The sequence below is a fragment of the uncultured Gilvimarinus sp. genome (assembly GCF_963975215.1).
Classification (GTDB): domain Bacteria; phylum Pseudomonadota; class Gammaproteobacteria; order Pseudomonadales; family Cellvibrionaceae; genus Gilvimarinus.
In genome coordinates this window covers 276,880-299,146 of the sequence record NZ_CAXBFW010000001.1, presented here as the reverse complement: position 1 = coordinate 299,146, position 22,267 = coordinate 276,880, and the positions used below count along the sequence as shown (strand labels likewise).

Below are 22,267 nucleotides of genomic sequence, written 5' to 3'. Positions count from 1 at the left end.
TTTGTATTATAATATTATCCTAACCGCCGGCGCGCTTGTCAAACACTTTTCCCCTACCTCACCGGGAATCGCTGGCAACCGCCACAAAGCACGCCGCCTTATCCAATGCTTAGGCTACCTACCACAGAAAGAGTACGCCAGCCCCCGCCGATCGGTTCATAGTTTTATATTACAATAAAAAAGACAGCGCTGACATAGTTCGTTTACAGCAAGAATTGGGATAACATTCGGGGATGAAAATAATAGCGACACCGGAATAGCTATGCCCAATCCCGCACTAGCCGCTCCCGCCAGAGCCATCATGAACACACAGGTAGCCTGTATTTACGAGGGCTGGTCGATCGACCGCGCCCGGCATTTTTTGGCGCGCCACAACCTCAGCCAGGCCCCCGTTATTGCCTCCGACCACCAACTGGTTGGGGTATTAAGCAGCGCCCGGATCGCCGGCTTCTTAAACAGCGATGAGACCTACCGCGCCCAGGCGGTTAACGACAGCTTCCGGCGGGCGACAGGCACCGAGATAGAGAACCTCGATGAGCTCACCCAGTGGGTCAGGCGCGCCCAGGTGTACTGTACGGCGCACCAGATTATGCGTACCAACCCCGTCAGTGCCGAGGCCGACACCAGCATCGAGGCTTTGCGCGCGCTTGCCCTGCAGGAGCAAACCCACGCTATTTATCTGACGGAGGCCGGCCTATTGGTGGGGGTTGTGACAGCGCTGGATATTCTGGCGGCCACCACCTAACAGGCCGCCGCACCCTACTATTAAAGAAAGTAGTCGTTCTCGATACCTAATACATCCAGCACATCCACCGCCGCCATACCAGCGCGGCGCGCCGCCTCCAAGCCCAGCTTGGCGTCCTCAAACACCACACAGTGCTCGGGCGCCACGCCCATCAACTCGGCGCAACGCAAAAAGGTATCCGGCGCAGGCTTGGGAGCGGCCACCAAATCGGCGCCCACCACATGGTCAATCAGGTGGCTAATGCCGCACTGCGCAATAATACTTTTGGCTTCATCGGTATAGGCACCGGTACCCACGCTCATGGGCTTTTTACCATAGTAGCGCTCCGCCAGCTCGACCAGGGCGGTGGGTTTAACGTAATCGTTAATCTTGTCCCGTACCACGGCCTCTTTAAAATCATTCATCACATCCAGCGACGCCTCGACCTTACAGTCAAAATGCTTAAGCAGTATCTCGATGGTGCCTTTGGTGGGCACACCGGCCAGCGAGCGCATTAACGGCCGATCAATTGGGATGGCAAACTTATTTAGGGTTTCGGTCCAGGCCACTTCGTGCAGTTGGCCGCTATCTACCAGGGTGCCATCCATATCAAAGATGATGGCTTGATACTGATCGTACAAAGGAGTGCCTATTTAGGTTAGAGGTGGGTGATTAAGAAAGTACGGTAACGCGCGTAACGACCAAAAGAATACCATTGCGCCCTTAATGATTAAACCTAATGGCGCGCGCTTTACCTTCCTTTAGCCGTCGCCTATGAAGCCGCGCCTTGCATCTCAAGCAAGCTGATTTACTATTAATAGCACCCCTTCGCACAAGGATTGACGATGGGCCTGCGCCCAGGAGCTAAGGACATGAAACCACTGGTCATCATTCACGGCTGGAACGATGAGGCAAAATCATTTACGGCCCTCGCCAACGCGCTGCTGCAACACACCGGGCGCAAAGTCGAACACATTTGGCTGGGCAATTACACATCGCTGGATGACGATGTGCACATCAGTGATTTAGTCGCAGCGCTCGGCCGCGCCTGGGTTAGCAGCCAGCTGCCCGACAAAGCCAAATCGGTCGATGTCATTGTCCACTCCACCGGCGGCCTAATACTGCGCAGCTGGATTGCCAAACAATATACCGGCATTGGGCTAACACCCCCCATCAATAACTTAGTGATGCTGGCACCGGCCAACTTTGGCTCGCCTCTGGCGCATAAAGGCCGGGCTTTTTACGGACGGGTACTCAAAGGCTTTGGCTCTGACAAACCTCTTGAAACCGGCGAGCACATACTTAAAGCGCTGGAGATCGCCAGCCCTTTTAGCTGGCAACTGGCCGAAGCCGATCGCATAACACACACCGTATACAACCCAACCCAAGTGCGCACCACCGTTATCATCGGCAACTGCGGCTACGATGGCATTAGCTCCATCGCCAATGAACGCGGCTCGGACGGAACCATTTATCTTGCGGGCGCCAGCTTAAACTGCGCCCGGGTAGAGGCCGATTTTGCCAGCAACCCGCAGCAGCCCACGCTACGCACAATGGCAACCCCAGCCGACGAGTGCGCCTTTTTAGTGTTAGATAAGCATGACCACAGCTCTATCGCACTAAAAGAACCGCGCCACAAAGGCAACCCCGAGCTTATTGACGCCATTGCAACAGCCCTGGCGATTCGCAATGGCACCGACTACCGCGCCTGGGTTAAGCAGTGCCAGTCACGTACCGACGCACTGATGGATAAGTACGCCAAGCGGCGCGATGACTATAAACACGGCTATCAAAACACCGTGTTTCGGGTACGCGACGATCAAGGCAATGAGGCGACTGATTACGTGATTGAGTTTTATCAAAAAACTCACCGGGGCGTGCTCAACCAAAAAACCCGCGAGCTAAATGCCAAAGCCATTGCTAAAGTCCACGCCTACCAAGACAACGCATCCTACCGCAGCTTTATGATTAACTGCACTCAACTGCACGCAATGATTAACGAGAAAGGCGAGAACCTGCGCATTAGCTTATCGGCTATGCCAGATTTACATCACGAGAAAACTCTGGCCGGCCACCTGGAGTTAAACCACCAGAGCATTAAAACCCTATTTGTGGCAAACCGAACCCTGCTAATCAACATCACGCTAAAACGCGAACACAAGCAAAAGCTACTGACGTTGCAAGGGGCTGACCACTGGTAAATCAGGGCGCCAGATGTAACAAAGGCGCCGCCCGGCGCCTTTGTTACTCAGTATCGAGGGTTGCTTAAGTAACCACAACCAGCTTGAATGCGCCGAATTAACGGCGCACCAAAAAGCGCTGCATAGCGATAAAAATAAACAACAACAAACCAATCACAATTTTCGTCCACCAACTGCTTAAGGTGCCATCGAACGAGATATAAGTTTGCACCACACCCATGATCAGCACACCAAACAAGGTGCCCACCACATAACCGTAGCCACCAGTCAGCAAAGTGCCGCCAATCACCACCGCGGCAATCGCGTCCAGCTCGACACCAACCGCAGCCAGCGAATAACCCGAGAAGGTATAAAAGCTAAACACAATACCTGCCAAAGCGGCCAAAAATGAGCTTAAGGCGTATACCGCAATGGTGGTGCGGGCAATAGGCACACCCATCAGCGCCGCCGACTGGGTATCGCCACCCAGGCCATACACCCGGCCACCAAAGCGGGTAAAGTTAGCCAGCACCACCGCCAGCACGAGCACGGTTAGGGCAATAATGGTCGAGCTTCCCAACCAGGCGCCCCCGGGCAACTGAAAACCAAACATGGCCACATCGTCGTAAAACTCGTGCATGATGGGAATGGACTCTTCACTGATCACCGAGCTTAAGCCACGGGCAAAAAACATCCCCGCCAAGGTAACGATAAAGGGCTGCAGCTGGTAGTAGTGAATAATAGCCCCCATCACCGCACCAAACAGCGTGCCTAACACCAGTACAACCGCAAAAGCCGGTAACGGGTGCCAGCCGGCCTCCAGCAACACACCGATAATAACGCCACTTAACGCAATGGTTGAGCCTACCGACAAATCAATACCGCCGGACAAGATAACAAACGTCATACCGATAGCGACGATTATCAAGAACGCGTTATCGGTAAACAGGTTCATAAATACGCGCAGCGTACCGAAGTTTTCAAACTGAATAGAGCCCGCCAAAAACAGCAGCGCAAACAGTAAGCTGGTAACGTACAGAGGCAAAAACTTTTTATTAAACATGCTTAGGCCCCCGCATTTTTTTCAGGCGCGCCACTTGACGATGAAACTCAGGGGACTGCAACAACAGAATAATGACAATCGCGGCCGCCTTAATCAGCAAATTAAACTTAGGCGGTACCCCACTTAAAATAATCGTAATGGTCAGCGTTTGGATAATCAGCGCACCGATAATCGACAAAAATACCGAAAAGCGTCCACCCATTAACGAAGCACCGCCAATCACCACCGCCAAAATTGCGTCAAGCTCAAGCCACAGACCGGCGTTATTGGCGTCACTGCCACCGATATCGGCCGCCGCTATCATACCCGCCAAAGCGGCGCACAGGCCCGATACGCAATAGACCATCAATTTAATTAATTTGTCATTAATGCCAATGTGATGACTGGCGCTAGCGTTGGCACCCACGCCCTCCACAAACATACCTAACGCCGTGCGGCGCATTAACAGTTGCACCAACACAAAAGCAATAATCACCAGAATGATAGGGAACGGCAAACCAAAGAAATAGCCAACGCCGAGAAACTCAAACGCATCGTGATGGAAAGTCACAATTTGCCCCGAGTTAATCAGCTGAGCAATACCCCGGCCGGCAACCATAAGAATCAAAGTGGCGACAATAGGCTGAATGCCAAAGTACCCCACTAAAAAGCCGTTGACGAAACCCGCCGCAACACCGGCGAGCAGGCCACCGCCAACAACCAGGGCAATATTGTCCACGCCGCTGACAATCAAGCCCGCACTCACCGCACCGGCAATGGCCATCACCGAGCCCACCGACAAATCAATGCCGCCGGTGGCGATCACCAGAGTCATACCGATTGCCAGTAAGGCCACAGGCGCGGCACGGTTCAGTACATCAATTAAGCTGCCGTACAGGCGCCCGTCTTTTATCTCGACACTGAAAAACTCCGGTGCGATAAGCACGTTTGCCAACAGCAATACTGCAAGGCCCAGTAACGGCCAAATGCTGCGCCGCACCTGCGGCGATAAATCTTTATAACGCATGAGGAAACCTAACTTATTGGCCCGCGATGGCCTGCATAATGTTTTGCTGAGAGATGTCGCTACCGCTTACCTCAGCCACCTTGCGCCGATCGCGCATCACCACAACCTTATCGGCAAATTCAACCAGCTCTTCGAGCTCCGAGCTGGCCACCAACAAACCCAACCCGTCTTCACACAGCTTGCGAATCAGCTGAATAATCTCGGCGTGAGCGCCCACATCGATACCGCGGGTAGGTTCATCAAGTAACAGCAGCCGTGGCTCAGCTGCCAGCCAGCGCGCCAAAATCACTTTTTGCTGGTTGCCACCGCTCAACTGGTTGATCGGCTTTTCGATATCACTGGTGGCAATTTTTAACGCTTTAACGTAGTGCTCGGCCAATTCGCGTTGTTTTTTCATGGGGATATAACGCCACCAGCCTCGCTTGTTTTGCAGCGCCATAACCATGTTTTCGCGAATCGACATGGGACCAAAAATACCGTCGCGTTTACGGTCTTCCGGGCACAGGCCCATACCGGCCAACACGGCCTGACGGGTATTGGTAAACTTAACCGGGTTACCCGATAATTTAACTTCACCTTCTTTTACTGCATCCAGGCCAAACACCAAACGGCACAGCTCGGTTCGCCCAGACCCCAGCAAACCTGCCAAGCCAACCACCTGGCCGGCGCTGACCGACACATTCAGCGGCTGCAGCACCTCGCTTGAGGCCGAGTTAACTTCCAACAGTTTTTCGCGGTTTTGCTCTTCGGCGTGATCGACTTTTGCGTGCACGGCTTTCTCTAACTCTTTACCCAGCATATGGCTCACCAGCTGCTGTTGAGTCAAGGTGGCCGCCTCGTACTCGCCCACCAAAGTGCCGTTACGCAAAATCGTAATCCGGTCGCACACGGCGTACACCTGATCGAGAAAGTGCGTCACAAAAACAATACCAATGCCTTTATCGCGCAGCTCTCGCATAATGTTAAACAGCGAGGCCACTTCATCGGCATCCAGGCTCGCCGTGGGCTCATCCAGAATCAACACTTTGGCCGACATCGCCACACCCCGGGCAATCGCAATAAGCTGCTGAATCGCTACCGAGTAAGTGGTTAACGGCGCGGTAACATCGATATCCAGATCGTACCCGGCCAACAGTTCGCGGGCATCGCGGTTCATTTTGCGCCAGTGAATCAAGCCAAAGCGCATGGGCTCGCGCCCCAGATACAGGTTTTGCGCCACGCTCAGGTTGGGCAGCAGGTTTACCTCTTGATAAACCGTACTAATGCCAAGATCTTGCGCCTCGCCAGTGTTAGCGGGCGAGATCTCTGCGCCATCCAGCACAATCTGGCCACCATCACGGCGGTAGACACCGGTCATGACTTTAATCAGGGTAGATTTTCCCGCGCCGTTTTCACCCAAAAGCGCGTGAATCTCGCCTTTGCGCAGGGTAAAGTCCACCCCATTCAGCGCCTTAACACCGGGGAATACTTTATCTACGCCCCGCAGCGCCAGAAGGGTATCGTCAGTAGTCATAGAATCATCCGCGAAACCGGCGCCGTGGATGCGCCGGTGCTGTTTTTTATTAATTAGCTTTACGTACTTCGTACTCGGCCTGGTAGTTCTCTTGAGTAAAGATGCGACCGTCCATCACCTTCCATTTCTCAAAGTCGCGCTTACCGTCAAGATAAGACTCAATAACGTCAAACGCCGGGCCGCCCATATGAGGGCTCATCTCGATCGTGGCATTGACCTCGCCGGCCGCCAGCGCCGGGAACATATCATCAACGGCATCAACCGACACCACCAGAATATCTTCTCCGGGCTTTAAGCCCGCCTCTTTGATAGCCTGAATCGCACCCAGCGCCATTTCGTCATTGTGCGACCACAGCGCGCAGACCTGCTTGCCACCGCCCTCAGCTTTAAGAATACTCTCCATCACCTCTTTGCCTTTGGCACGGGTGAACTCGGCGGTTTGCGAGCGAATAATCTCGGCTTCCGGGTGCTCGCCAATCACCTCATTAAAGCCTTCCATACGGCCAATAGCAGCACTTGAGCCAACAGTACCCTGCAACTCAACAATATCGCAGTCACCGTCAGTGGCATCCATTAACCAATTGGCGGCTTTGCGGCCCTCGTCGGTAAAATCCGGGGCGATACGGGTGATGTACAAACGACTATCTTCCACCGCTACGTTACGGTCCACGATAACCACCGGAATGCGCGCGCGACGCGCCTCCATCAGCACCGGGCGCCAGCCGGTTTCCACCACCGGGGCAATAACGATGGCATCGACGCCCTGAGCAATAAAGCTGCGCACCGCCTTGATTTGATTTTCCTGCTTTTGCTGCGCATCGGAGAACTTCAGATCGATACCGCGCTTTTCCGCCTCAGCTTTGACCGACTCCGAGAAGGTAGTACGCCACCCGCTCTCCGAGCCAACCTGCGAAAAGCCCACGGTTAACGCCGAAGCCACTTGAGAAGCGCCCAGCAAAGACGCGAACGCCAGGCCCATTAATTTCTTATTCATATCTGCCTCTTCTGTCTATTGTCTTTATTAAGCAAAGTATCGCATTAAATTAATTGTATTATAATACGTCATTAGCTGCAATCCCGCCCCAAAAACAAGAAAAATGTTTACGAAATCATCAACTTGGAGAATTACACTATTTTTTACACTTTTCTTAAATCAAACATTGACAAGCATTTAGGCGAACCGTATAGTGCGCCTCCTTAGCTTTTGACCCGTTTCAAAAGCACTGCCCAGGTGGTAAATTGGTAAACGGCGTACAGGATGTACAAGTGTCACGAAAAGCAGGACGCTGTAAGTGACCACGTGTAGCGTGTCGGCAAGACCGCTCACAGCGCGAAACCAATCGGGCTTAAAACACCGCTAACCATCTGCCCAGGTGGTGAAATTGGTAGACACGCTAGCTTCAGGTGCTAGTGGCCTCACGGCCGTGGAGGTTCAAGTCCTCTCCTGGGCACCATATTTGAAAAAGGCTGAATCCGCAGGGTTCAGCCTTTTTTATTGGTCAGCTGCCATCCCTTACCCGTCGTCGAGGACTACGTCCTGCATCGCTCCCGGCATCCTGCCTCCCGCGACACTAGTACATCCATGTACGTCGTCCTGGGCACCATACATTAAAAGGCCTCGATCGATGATCGGGGCTTTTTTTGTGTGCGGCTCGAAACACAGCGATCAACACCGGAAATTCGCACCCCCTCCCAAAAAAACAGTACAGCCACCAAACCAAACCCTTTTATGGGCTGTGAGCGGCCGCGCGCTTTACAACTGCGCCAAGGCTTGCGCCATTTGCCGCACCATCGCTAAGCTGGTCTCCCGGCGCCCTTCGGGCACGCAAAATCCAAGGCTAGATACCGTTTCGGGTGCTTGCGGTATAGGCTCAGCGCAAGAGGCGTGCACGCAGGTTAACGGCATTAGCGCTGTCAGTTGATGCACGTTTGCACCATTGATACCACTGCCTGGCATTACCTCTATGCGGCCACCGGCTTTGGCGACGAACTTTACCAGTAAGTCTTTGCCCTGCAGGGCAGTTTGTTGTTGTCCGCTGCTTAAAACCCGGTTGAATCCCAACGCAATGGCCGCCTCTAGCGCCGCAAATGGGTCAGGCGCCACATCAAAGGCGCGATGCAGGGTGATGTCCATACCTTTAGCGGCAGACACCAACTTTTCCAGCACTTCCAGATCGGGCGAGCCATCTTGGCGTGTCGCTCCCAGCACCACACCCTGCATATCCTCGTCTTGCGCCAGTGCTATATCATCAAGCATAAGCTGCACCTCAGCCGCATCAAAGCAAAAATCGCCGTCGCGCGGGCGGATCATCACATGGGCAGGCATTGTTTGAGCCGCCGCAAAGCGCATCAATGAGCGTGTTGGCGTAAGCCCGCCGAGCCTAAGCGCAGAACAAAGCTCGACCCGGTCAGCCCCGCCTTGTTGGGCATTAACGAGTGACGGCGGGGTATCAACACAGACTTCGAACGTGACCTTTGGCATTTACCTCACCCCGCCCGGGCTTAGAAAGGCAGCGCCAACGAGCCCCGCATTTTTAACGTAGTGCGCCGGCACAACCAGCGGGCGGCTATAGTGCGGCAATACCATGGAACGCACTTTGGCATCGATGAGCGCGATTAAATCTTGCTCGTTGGCCAGGCCGCCACCCACGGGCACCAAACCCGGGCCAAAAGTATTCACCACAACGCTAAGCGCACGAGCGACAATTTCAGTGCAAACGTCTACCGTTTTTATGGCGGCAGCATCGTTATTGCGCCAGTGATTTAAAATGTGCGGCGCCGCCAGCGCGGTCCCGTTTAGCGCTTTGTGTACGCGCTCTATGCCGCGCGCCCCGCCAACGGTATCGAGGCAACCTTTTTGACCGCAGCCGCACTGAAAATACCCCATAGGCTCTACCAGAGCCCCGGCGCTTGGGTCGACAATGGGGCCGTGCCCCCACTCACCGGATATACCGCCAAAGCCGGTCACCAGCTGACCATTTAACACCAAACCGCCGCCCACGCCGGTACCCAAAATAATGGCAAAAACATTACTCTCACCTTTCGCGGCGCCCACATGAGCCTCGGCAAGCGCCAAACAATCTGCATCATTGGCCACCAATACCGGCACCTGAACACGTGCCGCTAACAGCTCGGTAAGGTTTTTATCCTTTAAACACGGGATATTGGCTATGGTGAGTAGGCCCGTTTGCGGATTAACAAAACCGGTAATCGAGATGGCAACAAAATCTTGTTGCTCTGGAGGGGCGCACTGCACCATTGCCACCACAGCGTCTAAAAATGCCGCCAAAGAATCACCTGGCGTGGCACACTTTCCGGCAATCTGCACAATACCGTCCCGGTCGGGCCAGCCAGAGCGAATATTGGTGCCGCCAATATCAAAACAAACGGGCATTAATGTTTTCCTCTTGGGCGCTAATTAAGCTCCGGGCTGGTTGGGATGACACTAACCAACGATAAGGCTTGTTTTAACAACAACCGTAACCGAGCCAACAAAAAAGCCCCAACCTTGCGGCCGGGGCTTTTAATTGTGCGCGGTTAAAAAGGGTTACTCAACCGTAACCGAACCTTTCATCAGCGCATAGTGACCGGCGAATGAGCAGAAAAAGCTGTAGTCACCGCCCGCCTCTAGTACCGATGGATCAAAGGTGACTGAGGTGGTCTCGCCGGCACCAATGATTTTGGTGTGGGCAATCACCCGCTCGTCGCCGGGCTTGATATAGTCGTTTTCCAGGCCTGCGCTCATACCGTCCATCGCGACGCCTTGCAGGTCGGACGTTTTTGACAGCACCCAGTTGTGACCCATGACATTTTTAGCCATGTTGCCGGAGTGCGTCAGGTTAACGGTGTACTCTTCGCAGGAGGATGGAATGGTCATAGCGTCGGTATCAAAACGCATTTGGTCGGTACTGTCGATGGTAATTGAACACTCCTCGGCCTGAACCGCTGAGCCTAGCAGCGCAAGAAAACCAATTGAAAACACTTGTTTTACCGCGTTCATAAACATCTCCTTCAAGGATTAGGAAGCAATATTACTTCCGGTTAAAGACGGCCAATGGATGGGTGGTGATGACGTTTAACTGCACCCGGCTACCGGGCTCGGCGCGCACCTCGTGACTGACGCGCACCTTAACTTGCGTACCATCGTCTAAGTTTACGGCAAAAAGACGGGCGCCGCCTTCGTAGCGCACCCAGCTAATTTCGCCGTTACCGCCCTCAAATACCGGCGCCAACGCCACATCGTCCGGCCGCAGCAAAAGGTCAACCTCGCCGTTGGCGCCATCGACCGGCGTACCCGGCGCATCGCCAATAGCGGTTACCACTTTACCCTGCTCTAAACGGCCGGGAATAAAACTGGCCTCGCCCAAAAAGCGCGCCACAAAGCGGCTTGATGGCTCACAAAAGCAGGTTTCTGGTGTGTCCAATTGTTCCAGTTTTCCGCCGTTTAAAATACCGACCCGGTCACCCACCGACAACGCCTCTTCTTGATCGTGTGTCACCCAAATGGCGGGCACGCCGGCGGTTTTCAGGGCGCTGCGAATTTCCCAGCGCAGGCTATCTTTAAGCGCGGCATCGAGGTTAGACAAGGGCTCGTCCAGCAGAATAAACACCGGCTCGTGAGCCAGAGTACGCGCCAATGCCACCCGCTGTTTTTGTCCGCCCGAGAGCCGGTCGGGCTTGGCATTGCGCAAGCTGCTTAACCCCAGCAAATCAATCCAGTGATCGGCCAGGGCCGGGTCTTTTAAGCGAAAGCAAACATTTTGCTGCACCGTTAAATGCGGGAAAAGCGCAAAGTCCTGAAACACCATACCCACATTGCGCTTCTCTGGCGGGACTTGGTTTTTGGCGCTGGCGCTCCAGGCACCCAAAGTGATTTCGCCTTCGGTGATGGGGATTAAGCCGGCCAACGCTTGCAAAATTGTGGTTTTACCACAACCGGTGGGGCCCACCAGCATTAGGATTTCGGAATCGGCTAACGCCAGGTTGAGCTTATCCACCACGCGGGTAGAGCCGTAATCGACCGATAAATTATTCACGCTCAGCATTAGCGGTTGGAATCCTCTGTTACATCAAATTCGCCGCGGCGCTCGCCCGTGAGCATCAAGGCAAGCCCCAGCCCCGACATCAACACCAATAATAAGCCGGGCACCGCGGCACGGCCAAAGTAACCCGCCTCGTACACCCGCCACAAGTAAGTGGCGAGGGTTTCAAAGCCCGTGGGGCCCAACAGTAAGGTGGCGGGCAGCTCGCGCATGGCCTCTAAAAATACCAGCGCTGCGCCGGCGATCATACCGCGCAGGGTAAGCGGCAAGGTAATACGGGTAAAGGCCTCTTTGGGGCTGGCGCCCAATAAGCGCGCGGCTTTTACCAGGCTTGGGTCCAGGCTCTCGGCCGACGAGCGCACCGACCCAACCGCCAAGGGCAAAAAGCGCAATACGTAGGCGAGCACCAACAGGCCCAGGGTTTGATACAAAAATGGCAGTTTCAGCCCCACATAAACCAGCGCAGTACCCATCACAATACCGGGCACGCCAAAACCAAAGTAGGTAACACGCTCCATCAAACGGCCTGCCCTACCACTAACGGCGGCGTGCGCCACCGGCACCGCCAACACCACAGCCACTAAGGCGGCCAAGAGCGAGGCGTAGGTGGAGTTCCAGGCATAGCTAAGCTCAAAGCCACCGGCCCCTTCGCGCACTAGCCAGAGGCCAAAAATACCCAAGGGCAAAACAATCGATAATAAAGGCACGGGCAACGCGGCCGCCAACAGCGCATTAACTTGCCAGCGCAAAGGCCAAAGCGTTAAACGGCGCCCGGGGCGCTCGCGAGTTGCCTTAACCCGCGACTCCAAAAACAGCACCAGCCCGACAATTACCAACAGCTGCAGCGACAGCATTGCCGCCTGGCTCAGGCCAAAGGCGTTGTACTCGACGTAGATTACCCGGGTAAAAGTATCCAGGCGCATAATGGCCGGCGTACCAAAATCTGATAGCGTATAAAGCGCGGCCAACAAGGCACCCGCCGCAATGCCGTTAAACACCCGCGGCAACACCACCTTCCACAGGCTCATCCCCAGCGACATACCCAGGGTGCGGGCGGCGTTTACGAGGCTGGCATCCAGGCTCAGTAACGAGGCGCGCGTGGTGAGCAGCACAAAGGGGTAGGTGTATAGCGTCATCACCAGCGCCGCGCCGGGCAAGCCGTAAAACGCCGGTGTAGGAATACCGGTTAGGGTATTAATTTCGCCACCGGGGCCAAACGCCGCGTACAAGGTAAAGGCGCCGATGTAGCTAGGCATGGCCAACGGGGCGGCAAACAAAATGAGCCAGAGACGGCGCCAGGGCAAATAAACATAGGCGGTAAGCAGTGCCAGCGGCACGCCAATCAGTACCGAGCCCAGTACCGTCAGCCCCATTAACGCCAGCGTGTTGCCCAGTACTTTTACGTTGTGGGTATCAAACAGCTGAGCCGTGTCGCTTGCTAGCGACACCAGCACCCCCACCGGCACCAGCGCAAACAGCGCAATTAACAGCGCCAGTGGGTATGAGCCGGGCAGTCGGGTCATAGCACCCCGACGCTGCGCATTAAATCGAGCGTAGGGCGCAAATCGGCCAGGCGGGTCAAGTCCATTTTAGGGGGGGAGATAGTGCCCAGCGCGGGCAAGCCTTCGGGGGTTGCCACGCCTTCTACCAACGGGATTTCGTAGGCCTCTGTGGCTAAGTACGATTGCACCTCACGAGTGAGCAAATAGCGAATAAAGTTAACCGGTAAATCACCCTCGCTTAACGCCAGGATACCCGAGGCGTTGACCAGACAACCGGCATCGTTATTGGTAAATGCCAGGGCTACTTTCGCATCCGGCTTACCGGCTTTTAAGCGTAAGGTGTAGTAGTGATTGGCAAAACCGACATCAACTTCACCGCGCTCAACGGCCATCACCACACCCAACTCGCCGGCGTAGTTTTTGCCGCGTTTGTTCATGGCCTTAAGCCATTCACCGGTGGCTTTTTCGCCCTCCAGTAAACGCATGGCCGTGACAAACGACTGGAAAGAGGCATAGGCCGGCGCCCAGCCAATGGACAAGCCGCTATCGGGCAGCGCCATCACACTGTCGGGGATTTTATCGGCGGTGAGCTTATCGGTGTTGTACGGCAGCGTGCGAATACGGCCGGTCACCGGCGACCAGTTATCGTAGCGAAAGCCCTCTTTTAACTGGCCGGTTAAGTCGGCCGGCAGCGGACGGGCGAGGCCGGCATCATTCACCAGGCCAATCGCACCGGAATCCACCGCCCAGAAAATATCAGCGCGGCGCACGCCGGCCTTGGCCTCGGCCACAATGGTGTTGGCCAGAGCCGCCGTAACGCCGCGGCGAATATTCAGGGTAAAGTCAGGGTTGCGCTTTTGGATCGCCTGCAGCACATTTTCATACAGGCCGCCTTCGCCGCGCCCAAGGTACAGGGTTAGCTCCCCTTTTAGGGCAGGCAAATCATCAACGGACAAAGCGCCGGCGGTTGCCGCCAGTGCACGGGTAGCTGCCAGCGGCAGGCTGCCGAGCAAACCGGCGCCCGCCAGGGCCTGTATAAAAGTTCTGCGTTGCACTTAAAAAACGTCCTTACGCTCGGATTCGGCTTCGTTCAGCAGGTCTTTGGCGCGATCAAGCTTGGCTTGCATATCGCTCACCACACCGCGTACATCGTCGACACTGCCTTTGCCGGAAATGGCTTTGGGCAGAGTGACGTTAAAGTCTTTCTCCAGATCTTCCACCAACTTGGCGTCCTGCTCGATCAACGCCCCCTCTACCCCTTCAAACAGGTTGAGGTAAGTGTCGTGCACAATGTTGGTGGCCTCTTCAGGCAACTGCTCGGCGTACTTTGCCACTACCCGGTCTAAGCGGTGTTTTACTTCGTCCAGAGTTTCCGCGGGTGTTGTGGGCTCTTTGGCGGTGGTTTTCACCTTGTCCAACAGGCCGCGCTGCTGATATTGGGCCGCCAGTTTAACCGCACCCAGCGCCTGCCACAACGATTGCTCCAGCTTCTCCTGCTCAGCCCACACGTCCTCCACCGGTTTTTCGGCATCAATGGCTTCTTTTACGCCGTACAACCCCTGCCAAATACTGGCATACACAGGCACGTAGTTAGTCTCGATGGCGGCGTGAAAGTCTACCGCCTCCCAAATTTCGATCACCTGAGCCGACTCGGCGGCCTTAGCGCCTTTATCCTCATAGGTATCAACCATGGTATCGATTTTACCGATCACCCAGTTAACTTCTTCGGTGTACTCACCCAGATTGTCTTGCAGGTGGTTCACATGCTCGCCAATGGCACCATTGGCCGACGCCTGTACCGCCGCCAGTATTAACGAGGCCGCCAGCAGCGCTTTGTGACAGTTTTGCAATAAAACTTTCATAAAAATTTCCATTATTAAGACTTGACCCGCTAAATGATACTTATTATCAGGTAGTAGGTAAAGAAATAGCCGGGGTAAAGATATGAAATGTGCACGCAAAGACACGATGTCGAGCCGTGCAACTAACGTTGAGCTCAGTCTGTGTCTGCCTCACGCTTAAGCAGCTCGCGCTTGCGCTCTACCCCCCAGCGATAGCCAGATAAGCTGCCGTCCTGACGCACTACCCGATGACAGGGTATCGCGATGGCCAAGGTATTGGCGCCGCAGGCGTTGGCCACGGCGCGAGCAGCGGTAGGGGCGCCAATACGCTGGGCCAGCTCGCTGTAGTGAACCGTTTGCCCGGGCTTAATGCTTTGCAACGCCTGCCACACCCGGCGCTGAAACGCGGTGCCGCGTATATCCAGTGGCAGCGTTATCGAGCGAGCGCCCGGCTGCTCAACCAGCGCCACCACCTGCTGCAGCTGCCGGTTAAACTCCTCCGATGGCGTCACACGGCGCGCGCCGGCAAATCGCTGGCGCAGCTCTGTCGCCAAAACTTGCGGATTATCACCCAGGGCGATAGCGCAGATCCCCACGTCACTACGGGCTACCAATAACGCCCCCAGAGTAGTGTCGGTGATGGCGAATTCAATCGTCATAGCTTGCCCCTGCCGCTGGTAGCGACGAGCCGGCATTCCCAGCTCGCTGGTGGCTTTTTGGTAAAAGTGGCCGGTCGAGCTATAGCCGGCGGCCGCTATGGCATCCGTTATGGCGCTACCGGCCGCCAGCGCCTGCTGCACCTGCTGGCTGCGCAGTGCTTGGGCGTATTGGTTGATGGTTATGCCCAGCGCCGCGGTAAATAAACGCTGTAACTGCGAGACACTTAAGCCCGCCTCCGCCGCCAGCTGCGCGGCGCTCGGCAGTCGCTGCAAACGCTCAAGTGCACCCTGCAGCGTCTGGCATACCGCAATCACGGTTTGATCGTCGCGGGTTATGGCCGCCGCCGGGCAACAGCGTTTGCAGGGCCGGTAACCGGCCAGCTCGGCACTGTACGCGTTGGTGTAAAAATTCACATTGGCACGTTTGGGGCGTCGCGCCGGGCAGCTGGGCCGGCAATACACCCCGGTGGTCTGCACAGCATACACAAACTGCCCATCGGCCCGGGCATCACGCGCCAGCACTAAACGCCAACGCTCGGCATCGCTCGCGGAGTCAATAATGGGAGTGGTGCCAGTCATTGCCAACCTTACCTGTGTGAGTTTTACGCATAGTACCGAGCGGCCTATAAGTATGCACTCCCGATTGTGGCGGCAAATTTTAATACACAGCAAAAATTCCCACGGGCTTGTAGTAAGATAAGGTTAACAGGTTCTGACACAGCCGCTTAAGGAGCGTTCATTGACCCCTCACGATTATTTAAACATTGGCGCCGCGGTTTGGCTGTTTGTCTGTTGGGTGGGCTATGCCCGGTTTGCCCGTAAACGCGCCCGCACTGACCACTGCCTTGCCTCGGTGCTGCACGTTTACCGCAAAACCTGGATGATCGAAATGCTCAGCCGGCAAAATCGCATTGCCGATACCGCCTTGATCGCAAGCCTGGAGCGCAATGTATCGTTTTTGGCGTCCACCTCGATTCTGATTATCGCCGGTTTTGTGACCATTATGGCCTCTATCGACAAAGTCTATATCACCATTACGGCGCTGCCCTTTGCCAACGAGTCGATGTCGCCACGGCAGCTGCAACTTAAAATTGTGCTGCTGTTGATGATTTACGTGTATGCCTTTTTTACCCTCACCTGGGCCATGCGCCAGTATGGCTTTTGCTCGATTTTACTGGGCGCCGCGCCGGCCCACGATGCCGACATTGGCGAGGCCGAGCGCCGGCGCTACGCCATCAGCACCGCCAAAATCATCGACCAAGCCGGCCACAGCTACAACTACGGGCTGCGCGCCTATTACTTTTCACTGGCCATTTTGCCGTGGTTTTTTAACACTTGGTTTTTTATTGTAGCGGTAGGTGTTGTGGTGGGCGTGCTGTATCGGCGGGAGTTTCACTCGACCACTTTGCGCGCACTGGTGCGCGATTTAACCGCGACCGAGGCCATGAAAAAGAGCCCCAATGGCTAACCCCGTCACTATGCGGCACAACCTATACCCGGAGACTTTATCTGGTGACAACTGAGCAACCAGCTATTCACATATTTAATAATTTTAAAAATCGGTTTGGCGGAAGCGAAAATGAAGCGTTAGAGCTGTATCGTGATTTAAGTAAAGCCTACGATGTAACATTGTGGGGCACCTCATCGCGCATAGACGCCGCATTACAGCATCAGCACGGCATTACTCTCATCAACCCTATTCGCGCAAAGGCCCCCAAAGGAGGGATCTACATCTTCGTTGGTGCTCACTGGTGTGGAAAGTGGTGGGCCTATTTGTTGCCCAAACCACAACGACTGATTTATTTTTATAACACCTTTCATCCAAAGCACTCCCAGATCATTCAAAAGCGACGCCCGTTGCTTAGCTGGCCCGCACCAGAGTTTATTTTTATCTCCCGCTTTCAGCGCGATGCTTTGAACCTTTGCGGAGAAATTCACCCCTCGCCCATAGATATAGAAAAATTCACCCCGGGAACCAAAAAGCCAGACAGCGGCCCTGTCACTATTGGCCGGCTGAGTCGCGACATAGACCAAAAGCATAACCTGGCGGATATAGAAGTCTACAAATCACTGCTACAAGCCGGACACCACGTAAAGCTTCAAGGAGCCTCATGCCTTGAACAGGCGCTCGCAGGAACCGGTGCCACGCTATACCAAGAAGGAGAACTGGACGCGCTAAGCTTTCTGCAAGAGCTCGATATTTTTTATTACCGAAGCGGGGAGCACATTGAAACCTTCGGCCGGGTTATCTTTGAGGCCATGGCCTGTGGCTTGCCGGTCGTATGCCACCGTCATGGAGGCTACGCCGAGTGGATCCAGTCCGGCGAGAACGGCTTTTTGTTCGACACCACTGAGCAAGCGCTTGCCATACTTAAACAACTATCTGAGGATCCGGCACTGCGCAGCGCGATAGGCAAAGCTGCACGCAAAACTGTGGAATCCATCTACGCTCAAGAGGCCAAAGACATAAGAATAGCGTCACTCTTAAGCACGCCCTAAAACACCTAGTAGTAGCACCAGCTGCCAAGAGAGCAATAAACGAAGACACCGCTGGTTAGTCGCCGTTACCTAGCAGCTGATACCGATGAATAAGCGCCGTCAACATTGCAATTTTCTCGTTGGATAACTGACGGTAGTCCAGATAGGGCGATACCAATAGACGGCGCTCCGGGCTAATAGCAAAGTGGCTATCGAGCCAGGTTAACCCCTTAAGGCCCAGCTCGGCGGCGTAGGTTTTGCCCGCAATAATGTGTACTGCCTTGTGGTTAGTATCCGGCTCGCTAAACAACAGCGCCACCCCGCTACCCGCCTGTAACAAATATTGGTCGCGGTAATCCTGCCAGCGCGTGGGCCAGCCAGGTTGGGCATCCAGCTGATACAAAAACTTGGCGTACACACTAAACAGCTTGCGCCAGTGGTTACTGGAGTTAGCCACAATATGTGTCAGCTCACCGGGCGCCAGCGGCATCATACAGTCCAGCGTTGGGTAATGATTCAGCGCCGGACGATTGGCTACGCAAAAGGCCAGGCGGTAGTTTGCATCGCCCAGCCCTACAGCGTGAGCTGCCCTGCCCTTTACCAAGGCAGCTGCTGCCCGCTGGAGTGCCAAAAGGTACCGCTGCTGCTCAGGTTTAACTCATCGATACGAGCCATTAGGCGCTCGGCCGCCTCATCGGGTGTGATATCGCCATAGCCGCCAATCATATCGGTGCCCACCAGCCCCGGATGCAATATCGCCACTGCAATGCCGCGCGGTTTTAGATCGCAAGCGAGCGACATACCCGCGGCATTTAAGGCGGCTTTAGACATACGGTAACCGTAGCGACCACCGCTGTTGTTGTCGGCAATCGACCCCATGCGACTGGTGATTAAGGCAACTTTAGCATTAGCCGTTAAGCGCTCGGCCAGCAACTCAGTCACACGCAGTGGCGCCAAGGCATTGATTTCAAACTGAGCGCGAATGGTATCGAGGTTTAACCGCCCCAAACTCTCATCACGCAAAATGCCGGCGTTGTTGATCAATAAATCAATCGCCACCCCTTGCAGCGCCTCGTCCAGCTTTTTGATGCCGGCATCACTGCCCACATCCACGCCCTCAACCAGCTTGGCGCCAGAGGCTTTAAGCTCGTCCGAAGCGTTGCGGCACGCCGCATACACGGTATAACCGCGCGCTAAATACTGCTGCGTAAACGACAAACCAATACCGCGATTCGCGCCGGTAATTACTACTGTATTAGCCATACATCACCTCTGTCGTGTTCGTGATAAATAACGGCGGTTTGTGCAACTCGCACCCGCCGGCACAGCGCGTTACCATACCAGCAAATGATGTTATCACCCACCAGGGAGGCCCCATGACAACTCTGATTATTGGTGCAAATGGCCAGATCGGCCAAATACTCATCAAGCAGCTGTGCGAACGCGGCGAGCGACCGCGCGCCATGGTTAGGGCGCCGGCGCCGCACCTTGCCGAGCTTGGCGCCGAGGTGGTAATCGCCGATTTAGAACAAGACTTTGGCGAGGCCCTAAACGGTTGCGATAAAGTCGTGTTTAGCGCCGGCTCTGGCGCCAGCACCGGTGCCGACAAAACGATTTTAGTGGACATGTGGGGCGCGATGCGCGCAGTGGATTACGCTCAGCGGCACCGGGTTACACAGTTTGTGATGATCAGCTCGCGCGGCGCCGAGGACCCGGACAATGGGCCCGCCGCCATCAAGCACTACTCGGTATGTAAAAAGCTGGCGGACGATCACCTGCGCCATAGCGGCCTGCCCTACACTATTTTACGCCCCGGCAGGCTTACCAACGAGCCCGCCACCGGCTTGTTTAGCACGACCATGCCAAGCGACAAAGACGCGCAAGTCATTACCCGCGAGGACGTTGCCAGCGCTGCCGCCTACTGCCTTACAAAACCCGCCACCATCGGCAACATCTACCCGCTGGTAAATGGCAGCAACCCTTTGGACACCGCGCTCGGGCATTAACCGGCACAGACAAATACCGCCCGCTGGGGCATAATGCGCGGCTTTACCGACCAAGGTTATGACTATGCCACTGGATAACGATGTGCAACAACGCAGTGATGGGCACTGCGAATTGTGCGGCGCCGACGCCGAGCTAAGCAGCTACGCTTTACCCCATAGTGACGGGCAAGACGAGCGCTTAGCCCTGTGCGCAATGTGCACACAACAGGCCGACGCACCGACCGACTTAAACCACCTGCGCTGCTTAACCACCAGCATTTGGAGCACCACCGCCGCGGCCCAGGTATTGTCGTACCGGTTGTTGCATGAGCTACGCAGCGAGAGCTGGGCGCAAGAGCAGCTCGATATGGCTTATTTGGAAGATGATATTCGCCAGTGGGCAGAGGCCGGCATTAGCCAGGCCGATGAGCACGCCATCGTTCACAAAGACAGCAACGGCGTGACCCTCGCCGCCGGCGATACCGTAACCATCATTAAAGACTTAAACGTAAAAGGCACCAGCTTTGTCGCCAAGCGCGGCACCGCAGTACGGGGGATATCACTCACCGACAACCCCGCCCACATCGAGGGCCGGGTTAACGGCACCCGCATTGTGATTTTGACCGAGTTTGTTAAAAAGAACTGAGTATTAGCCCGCTAAATCAGCGGGCTAAACAGGTGGGTAATATTCTCAAAGAACCGCGACACGCCGCTGCGCTGGCGCCATACCTGTAAGCTTAACGGCTCGGCCTCGGCGCGGTACTCTTCTAATAAACGGCCCAACTCGGCCGCCGTGGGCCGATCGTAGATAATCATAGTCATCTCAAAGTTTAGCCAGAGCGAGCGCAAGTCGAGGTTCACAGTGCCAAAAAAAGCCAGCTGCGAATCAATCACCACAGCTTTGGTGTGCAGCAAGCCGGCGCGGTAGCTGTAGATCTCGACACCAGAGGCCAACATGCCCGAAAAGTACGAGTGGCTGGCGTGACGCACCAAAAATGAATCGACCTTTTCAGGTACCGTTAAGCGCACTCGCACGCCGCGCCGGGCGGCAATTTTTAACGCCTGCTCTAATGCCTCACCCGGCACAAAATAGGGCGTGACAATATCGATCGACTCGCCCGCGGCGTAAATCGCCTGCAACAGCGCACTTAAAATACTCTCTTGTGCCACATCTGGGCCGGAGGGTGCAGCCTGCAGCAAAGCAGGCTCATCGAGCGAGACGATCTCGCGATCGAGTAGCGGCAACTGCTGATTGGTCTCGACATTCCAGTACCAGCGAAACACACCATCAAAAATAGGCACCGTGGGCCCCTCGATACGCGCCATCATATCGATCCACTGCCCCACGCCGGCATCCACTTTGAAGTGGGCCGGATCGACTAAATTAAAACTGCCCATATAGGCAACGCGGTTGTCGACGACAACGGTTTTGCGGTGATTGCGCAAATCGTAACGCGCCAGCTGCCAGGGCATAAACCGAATCGGGCACGCCTTAACAACAGTGATATTGGGCACCTGCAGCTGCTGCAACGCGCTGGATGAAAAAAACACCGAGCTGCCTACCGCATCCAACATAATACGGCACTGTACGCCTCGGGCGGCGGCCGCCAATAACGCCTCGACCACCCGGTCGATTAAGCCGCCCGACTGCCAGATATAAAACTCAAGGTGACAAAAGTATTCGGCGCGGTCGATGTCGGCGACAATGGCGTCGATAATATCTTGCGCCCCCTGCAAAAAGCCCACCCGGTTACCCCCCAGCGGCGGGATGCCAGAGGTATGGTACTCGAGCTGCGCCAGTGCCTGGCTGGCCGGGTGACTATCGGCCCAGCTCTCGGGGTGGTTGTGTGGGCCATTGCGACGCGCGTGCAGATAGGCACGTTTTAATCTGGCGGTACGCGCCGAGCGCTTAACCCCCAAAAAACGCTCGCCAAACAAAAGATAAAGCCCCACACCAACGTAAGGCAGCAGCAACAACACCAATAACCATGCTAGCGATACCCCCACCGGCAAGCGCAGCATAATCACCCTAACGGAGAAGGCGACCACCAGAAACAGGTATCCCCAAATCAGCAGCTGCTGCAGCAGCTCCCACACAAATGAAACTGTCGACCCCATTGAGGGCACCTCACATAGTTCAGAACCGTCGCTGCGGGCCCAAAGTTCAACTCCGGCCGGTACGCAACCTAGCCAATAGCCGTGCCCCTCAGTGGTTTAAGGGCTTGCTCTGTTTGTTTACCTTAAAAGCCACCGGACGATTGCCGCTCACTCGCC

General features: G+C 55.2%; 22 protein-coding genes and 1 tRNA gene. 7 read left to right on the top strand and 16 right to left on the bottom strand.

Annotation, left to right across the window (positions count from 1 at the left end; translation table 11 throughout):
• Positions 1–301: 301 nt before the first annotated feature.
• Positions 302–745: a CBS domain-containing protein gene (locus AAC019_RS01205; RefSeq protein WP_339896732.1), complete on the top strand. Its 444-nt coding sequence runs from the start codon at positions 302–304 to the stop codon at positions 743–745.
• Between the two features lie 20 nt (positions 746–765).
• Here the strand turns inward: AAC019_RS01205 and AAC019_RS01200 are convergent, their stop codons facing one another.
• Positions 766–1,365: an HAD-IA family hydrolase gene (locus AAC019_RS01200; RefSeq protein WP_339896731.1), complete on the bottom strand. Its 600-nt coding sequence runs from the start codon at positions 1,363–1,365 to the stop codon at positions 766–768.
• Positions 1,366–1,596: 231 nt separating this feature from the next.
• Between AAC019_RS01200 and AAC019_RS01195 the strand changes: the two genes are divergently transcribed.
• Positions 1,597–2,925, top strand: a complete 1,329-nt coding sequence (locus AAC019_RS01195) for a hypothetical protein (protein WP_339896730.1) — start codon at positions 1,597–1,599, stop codon at positions 2,923–2,925.
• A gap of 97 nt (positions 2,926–3,022) precedes the next feature.
• Here AAC019_RS01195 and yjfF read toward each other — a convergent pair whose 3' ends face one another.
• From yjfF to AAC019_RS01175, 4 genes are read right to left on the bottom strand one after another with little or no spacing between them, the layout of a single operon-like run.
• Positions 3,023–3,967: a galactofuranose ABC transporter, permease protein YjfF gene (yjfF, locus tag AAC019_RS01190; RefSeq protein ID WP_339896729.1), complete on the bottom strand. Its 945-nt coding sequence runs from the start codon at positions 3,965–3,967 to the stop codon at positions 3,023–3,025.
• On the bottom strand, positions 3,960–4,973 hold the full coding sequence (locus AAC019_RS01185; RefSeq protein ID WP_339896728.1) for an ABC transporter permease: 1,014 nt from the start codon (positions 4,971–4,973) through the stop codon (positions 3,960–3,962). The genes yjfF and AAC019_RS01185 overlap by 8 nt, the downstream gene beginning before the upstream one ends.
• Before the next feature lie 13 nt (positions 4,974–4,986).
• Positions 4,987–6,486, bottom strand: coding sequence for a sugar ABC transporter ATP-binding protein (locus tag AAC019_RS01180; protein WP_339896727.1), 1,500 nt, complete (start codon positions 6,484–6,486; stop codon positions 4,987–4,989).
• A 49-nt stretch (positions 6,487–6,535) separates the two neighbouring features.
• Entirely contained in the window at positions 6,536–7,480 is a 945-nt protein-coding gene (locus AAC019_RS01175; RefSeq protein ID WP_339896726.1) for an ABC transporter substrate-binding protein, read from the bottom strand.
• A gap of 373 nt (positions 7,481–7,853) precedes the next feature.
• Between AAC019_RS01175 and AAC019_RS01170 the strand changes: the two genes are divergently transcribed.
• Positions 7,854–7,940: transfer RNA gene (locus tag AAC019_RS01170), tRNA-Leu, on the top strand.
• 299 nt (positions 7,941–8,239) lie between these two features.
• Here the strand turns inward: AAC019_RS01170 and AAC019_RS01165 are convergent.
• The 8 genes from AAC019_RS01165 to ada form a co-directional block, all read right to left on the bottom strand.
• A complete protein-coding gene (locus AAC019_RS01165; RefSeq protein WP_339896725.1) occupies positions 8,240–8,968 on the bottom strand; it encodes a copper homeostasis protein CutC in 729 nt (242 codons plus the stop codon).
• The gene (locus AAC019_RS01160; protein WP_339896724.1) at positions 8,969–9,880 is read right to left on the bottom strand and encodes an ROK family protein; all 912 of its coding nucleotides are present in this window, start codon (positions 9,878–9,880) and stop codon (positions 8,969–8,971) included.
• A gap of 153 nt (positions 9,881–10,033) precedes the next feature.
• Positions 10,034–10,486 carry an azurin gene (gene azu / locus AAC019_RS01155; protein WP_339896723.1) on the bottom strand — a complete coding sequence of 151 codons (453 nt, stop codon included), beginning with the start codon at positions 10,484–10,486 and terminating at the stop codon, positions 10,034–10,036.
• A 31-nt stretch (positions 10,487–10,517) separates the two neighbouring features.
• On the bottom strand, positions 10,518–11,531 hold the full coding sequence (locus AAC019_RS01150) for an ABC transporter ATP-binding protein (protein WP_339896722.1): 1,014 nt from the start codon (positions 11,529–11,531) through the stop codon (positions 10,518–10,520).
• Positions 11,531–13,051, bottom strand: coding sequence for an iron ABC transporter permease (locus AAC019_RS01145; protein WP_339896721.1), 1,521 nt, complete (start codon positions 13,049–13,051; stop codon positions 11,531–11,533). Before AAC019_RS01145 ends, AAC019_RS01150 begins: the two co-directional genes overlap by 1 nt.
• Positions 13,048–14,085 (bottom strand): extracellular solute-binding protein, encoded by a 1,038-nt coding sequence (locus AAC019_RS01140; RefSeq protein ID WP_339896720.1) that lies wholly within the window; start codon positions 14,083–14,085, stop codon positions 13,048–13,050. Before AAC019_RS01140 ends, AAC019_RS01145 begins: the two co-directional genes overlap by 4 nt.
• Positions 14,086–14,892, bottom strand: coding sequence for a hypothetical protein (locus tag AAC019_RS01135; RefSeq protein WP_339896719.1), 807 nt, complete (start codon positions 14,890–14,892; stop codon positions 14,086–14,088).
• A 134-nt stretch (positions 14,893–15,026) separates the two neighbouring features.
• On the bottom strand, positions 15,027–16,109 hold the full coding sequence (gene ada, locus AAC019_RS01130) for a bifunctional DNA-binding transcriptional regulator/O6-methylguanine-DNA methyltransferase Ada (protein WP_339896718.1): 1,083 nt from the start codon (positions 16,107–16,109) through the stop codon (positions 15,027–15,029).
• A 160-nt stretch (positions 16,110–16,269) separates the two neighbouring features.
• Between ada and AAC019_RS01125 the strand changes: the two genes are divergently transcribed.
• Entirely contained in the window at positions 16,270–16,998 is a 729-nt protein-coding gene (locus AAC019_RS01125; RefSeq protein ID WP_339896717.1) for a DUF599 family protein, read from the top strand.
• Positions 16,999–17,042: 44 nt separating this feature from the next.
• On the top strand, positions 17,043–18,029 hold the full coding sequence (locus tag AAC019_RS01120; RefSeq protein WP_339896715.1) for a glycosyltransferase family 4 protein: 987 nt from the start codon (positions 17,043–17,045) through the stop codon (positions 18,027–18,029).
• 55 nt (positions 18,030–18,084) lie between these two features.
• Here the strand turns inward: AAC019_RS01120 and AAC019_RS01115 are convergent, their stop codons facing one another.
• Together AAC019_RS01115 and AAC019_RS01110 are read right to left on the bottom strand one after the other, a co-directional pair.
• Positions 18,085–18,612, bottom strand: coding sequence for a hypothetical protein (locus AAC019_RS01115; RefSeq protein ID WP_339896713.1), 528 nt, complete (start codon positions 18,610–18,612; stop codon positions 18,085–18,087).
• Positions 18,606–19,271 (bottom strand): SDR family oxidoreductase, encoded by a 666-nt coding sequence (locus AAC019_RS01110; protein WP_339896711.1) that lies wholly within the window; start codon positions 19,269–19,271, stop codon positions 18,606–18,608. The genes AAC019_RS01115 and AAC019_RS01110 overlap by 7 nt, the downstream gene beginning before the upstream one ends.
• 113 nt (positions 19,272–19,384) lie before the next feature.
• Here AAC019_RS01110 and AAC019_RS01105 point away from each other — a divergent pair, with 113 nt between their 5' ends.
• Complete coding sequence (locus AAC019_RS01105) at positions 19,385–20,014, top strand: SDR family oxidoreductase (RefSeq protein ID WP_339896709.1); 630 nt, start codon at positions 19,385–19,387, stop codon at positions 20,012–20,014.
• A gap of 64 nt (positions 20,015–20,078) precedes the next feature.
• Positions 20,079–20,639: a PhnA domain-containing protein gene (locus AAC019_RS01100; RefSeq protein WP_339896708.1), complete on the top strand. Its 561-nt coding sequence runs from the start codon at positions 20,079–20,081 to the stop codon at positions 20,637–20,639.
• A gap of 11 nt (positions 20,640–20,650) precedes the next feature.
• On the opposite strand, the gene cls is transcribed toward AAC019_RS01100, so the two are convergent.
• Positions 20,651–22,111 carry a cardiolipin synthase gene (gene cls / locus AAC019_RS01095; protein ID WP_339896706.1) on the bottom strand — a complete coding sequence of 487 codons (1,461 nt, stop codon included), beginning with the start codon at positions 22,109–22,111 and terminating at the stop codon, positions 20,651–20,653.
• Positions 22,112–22,267: the final 156 nt, after the last annotated feature.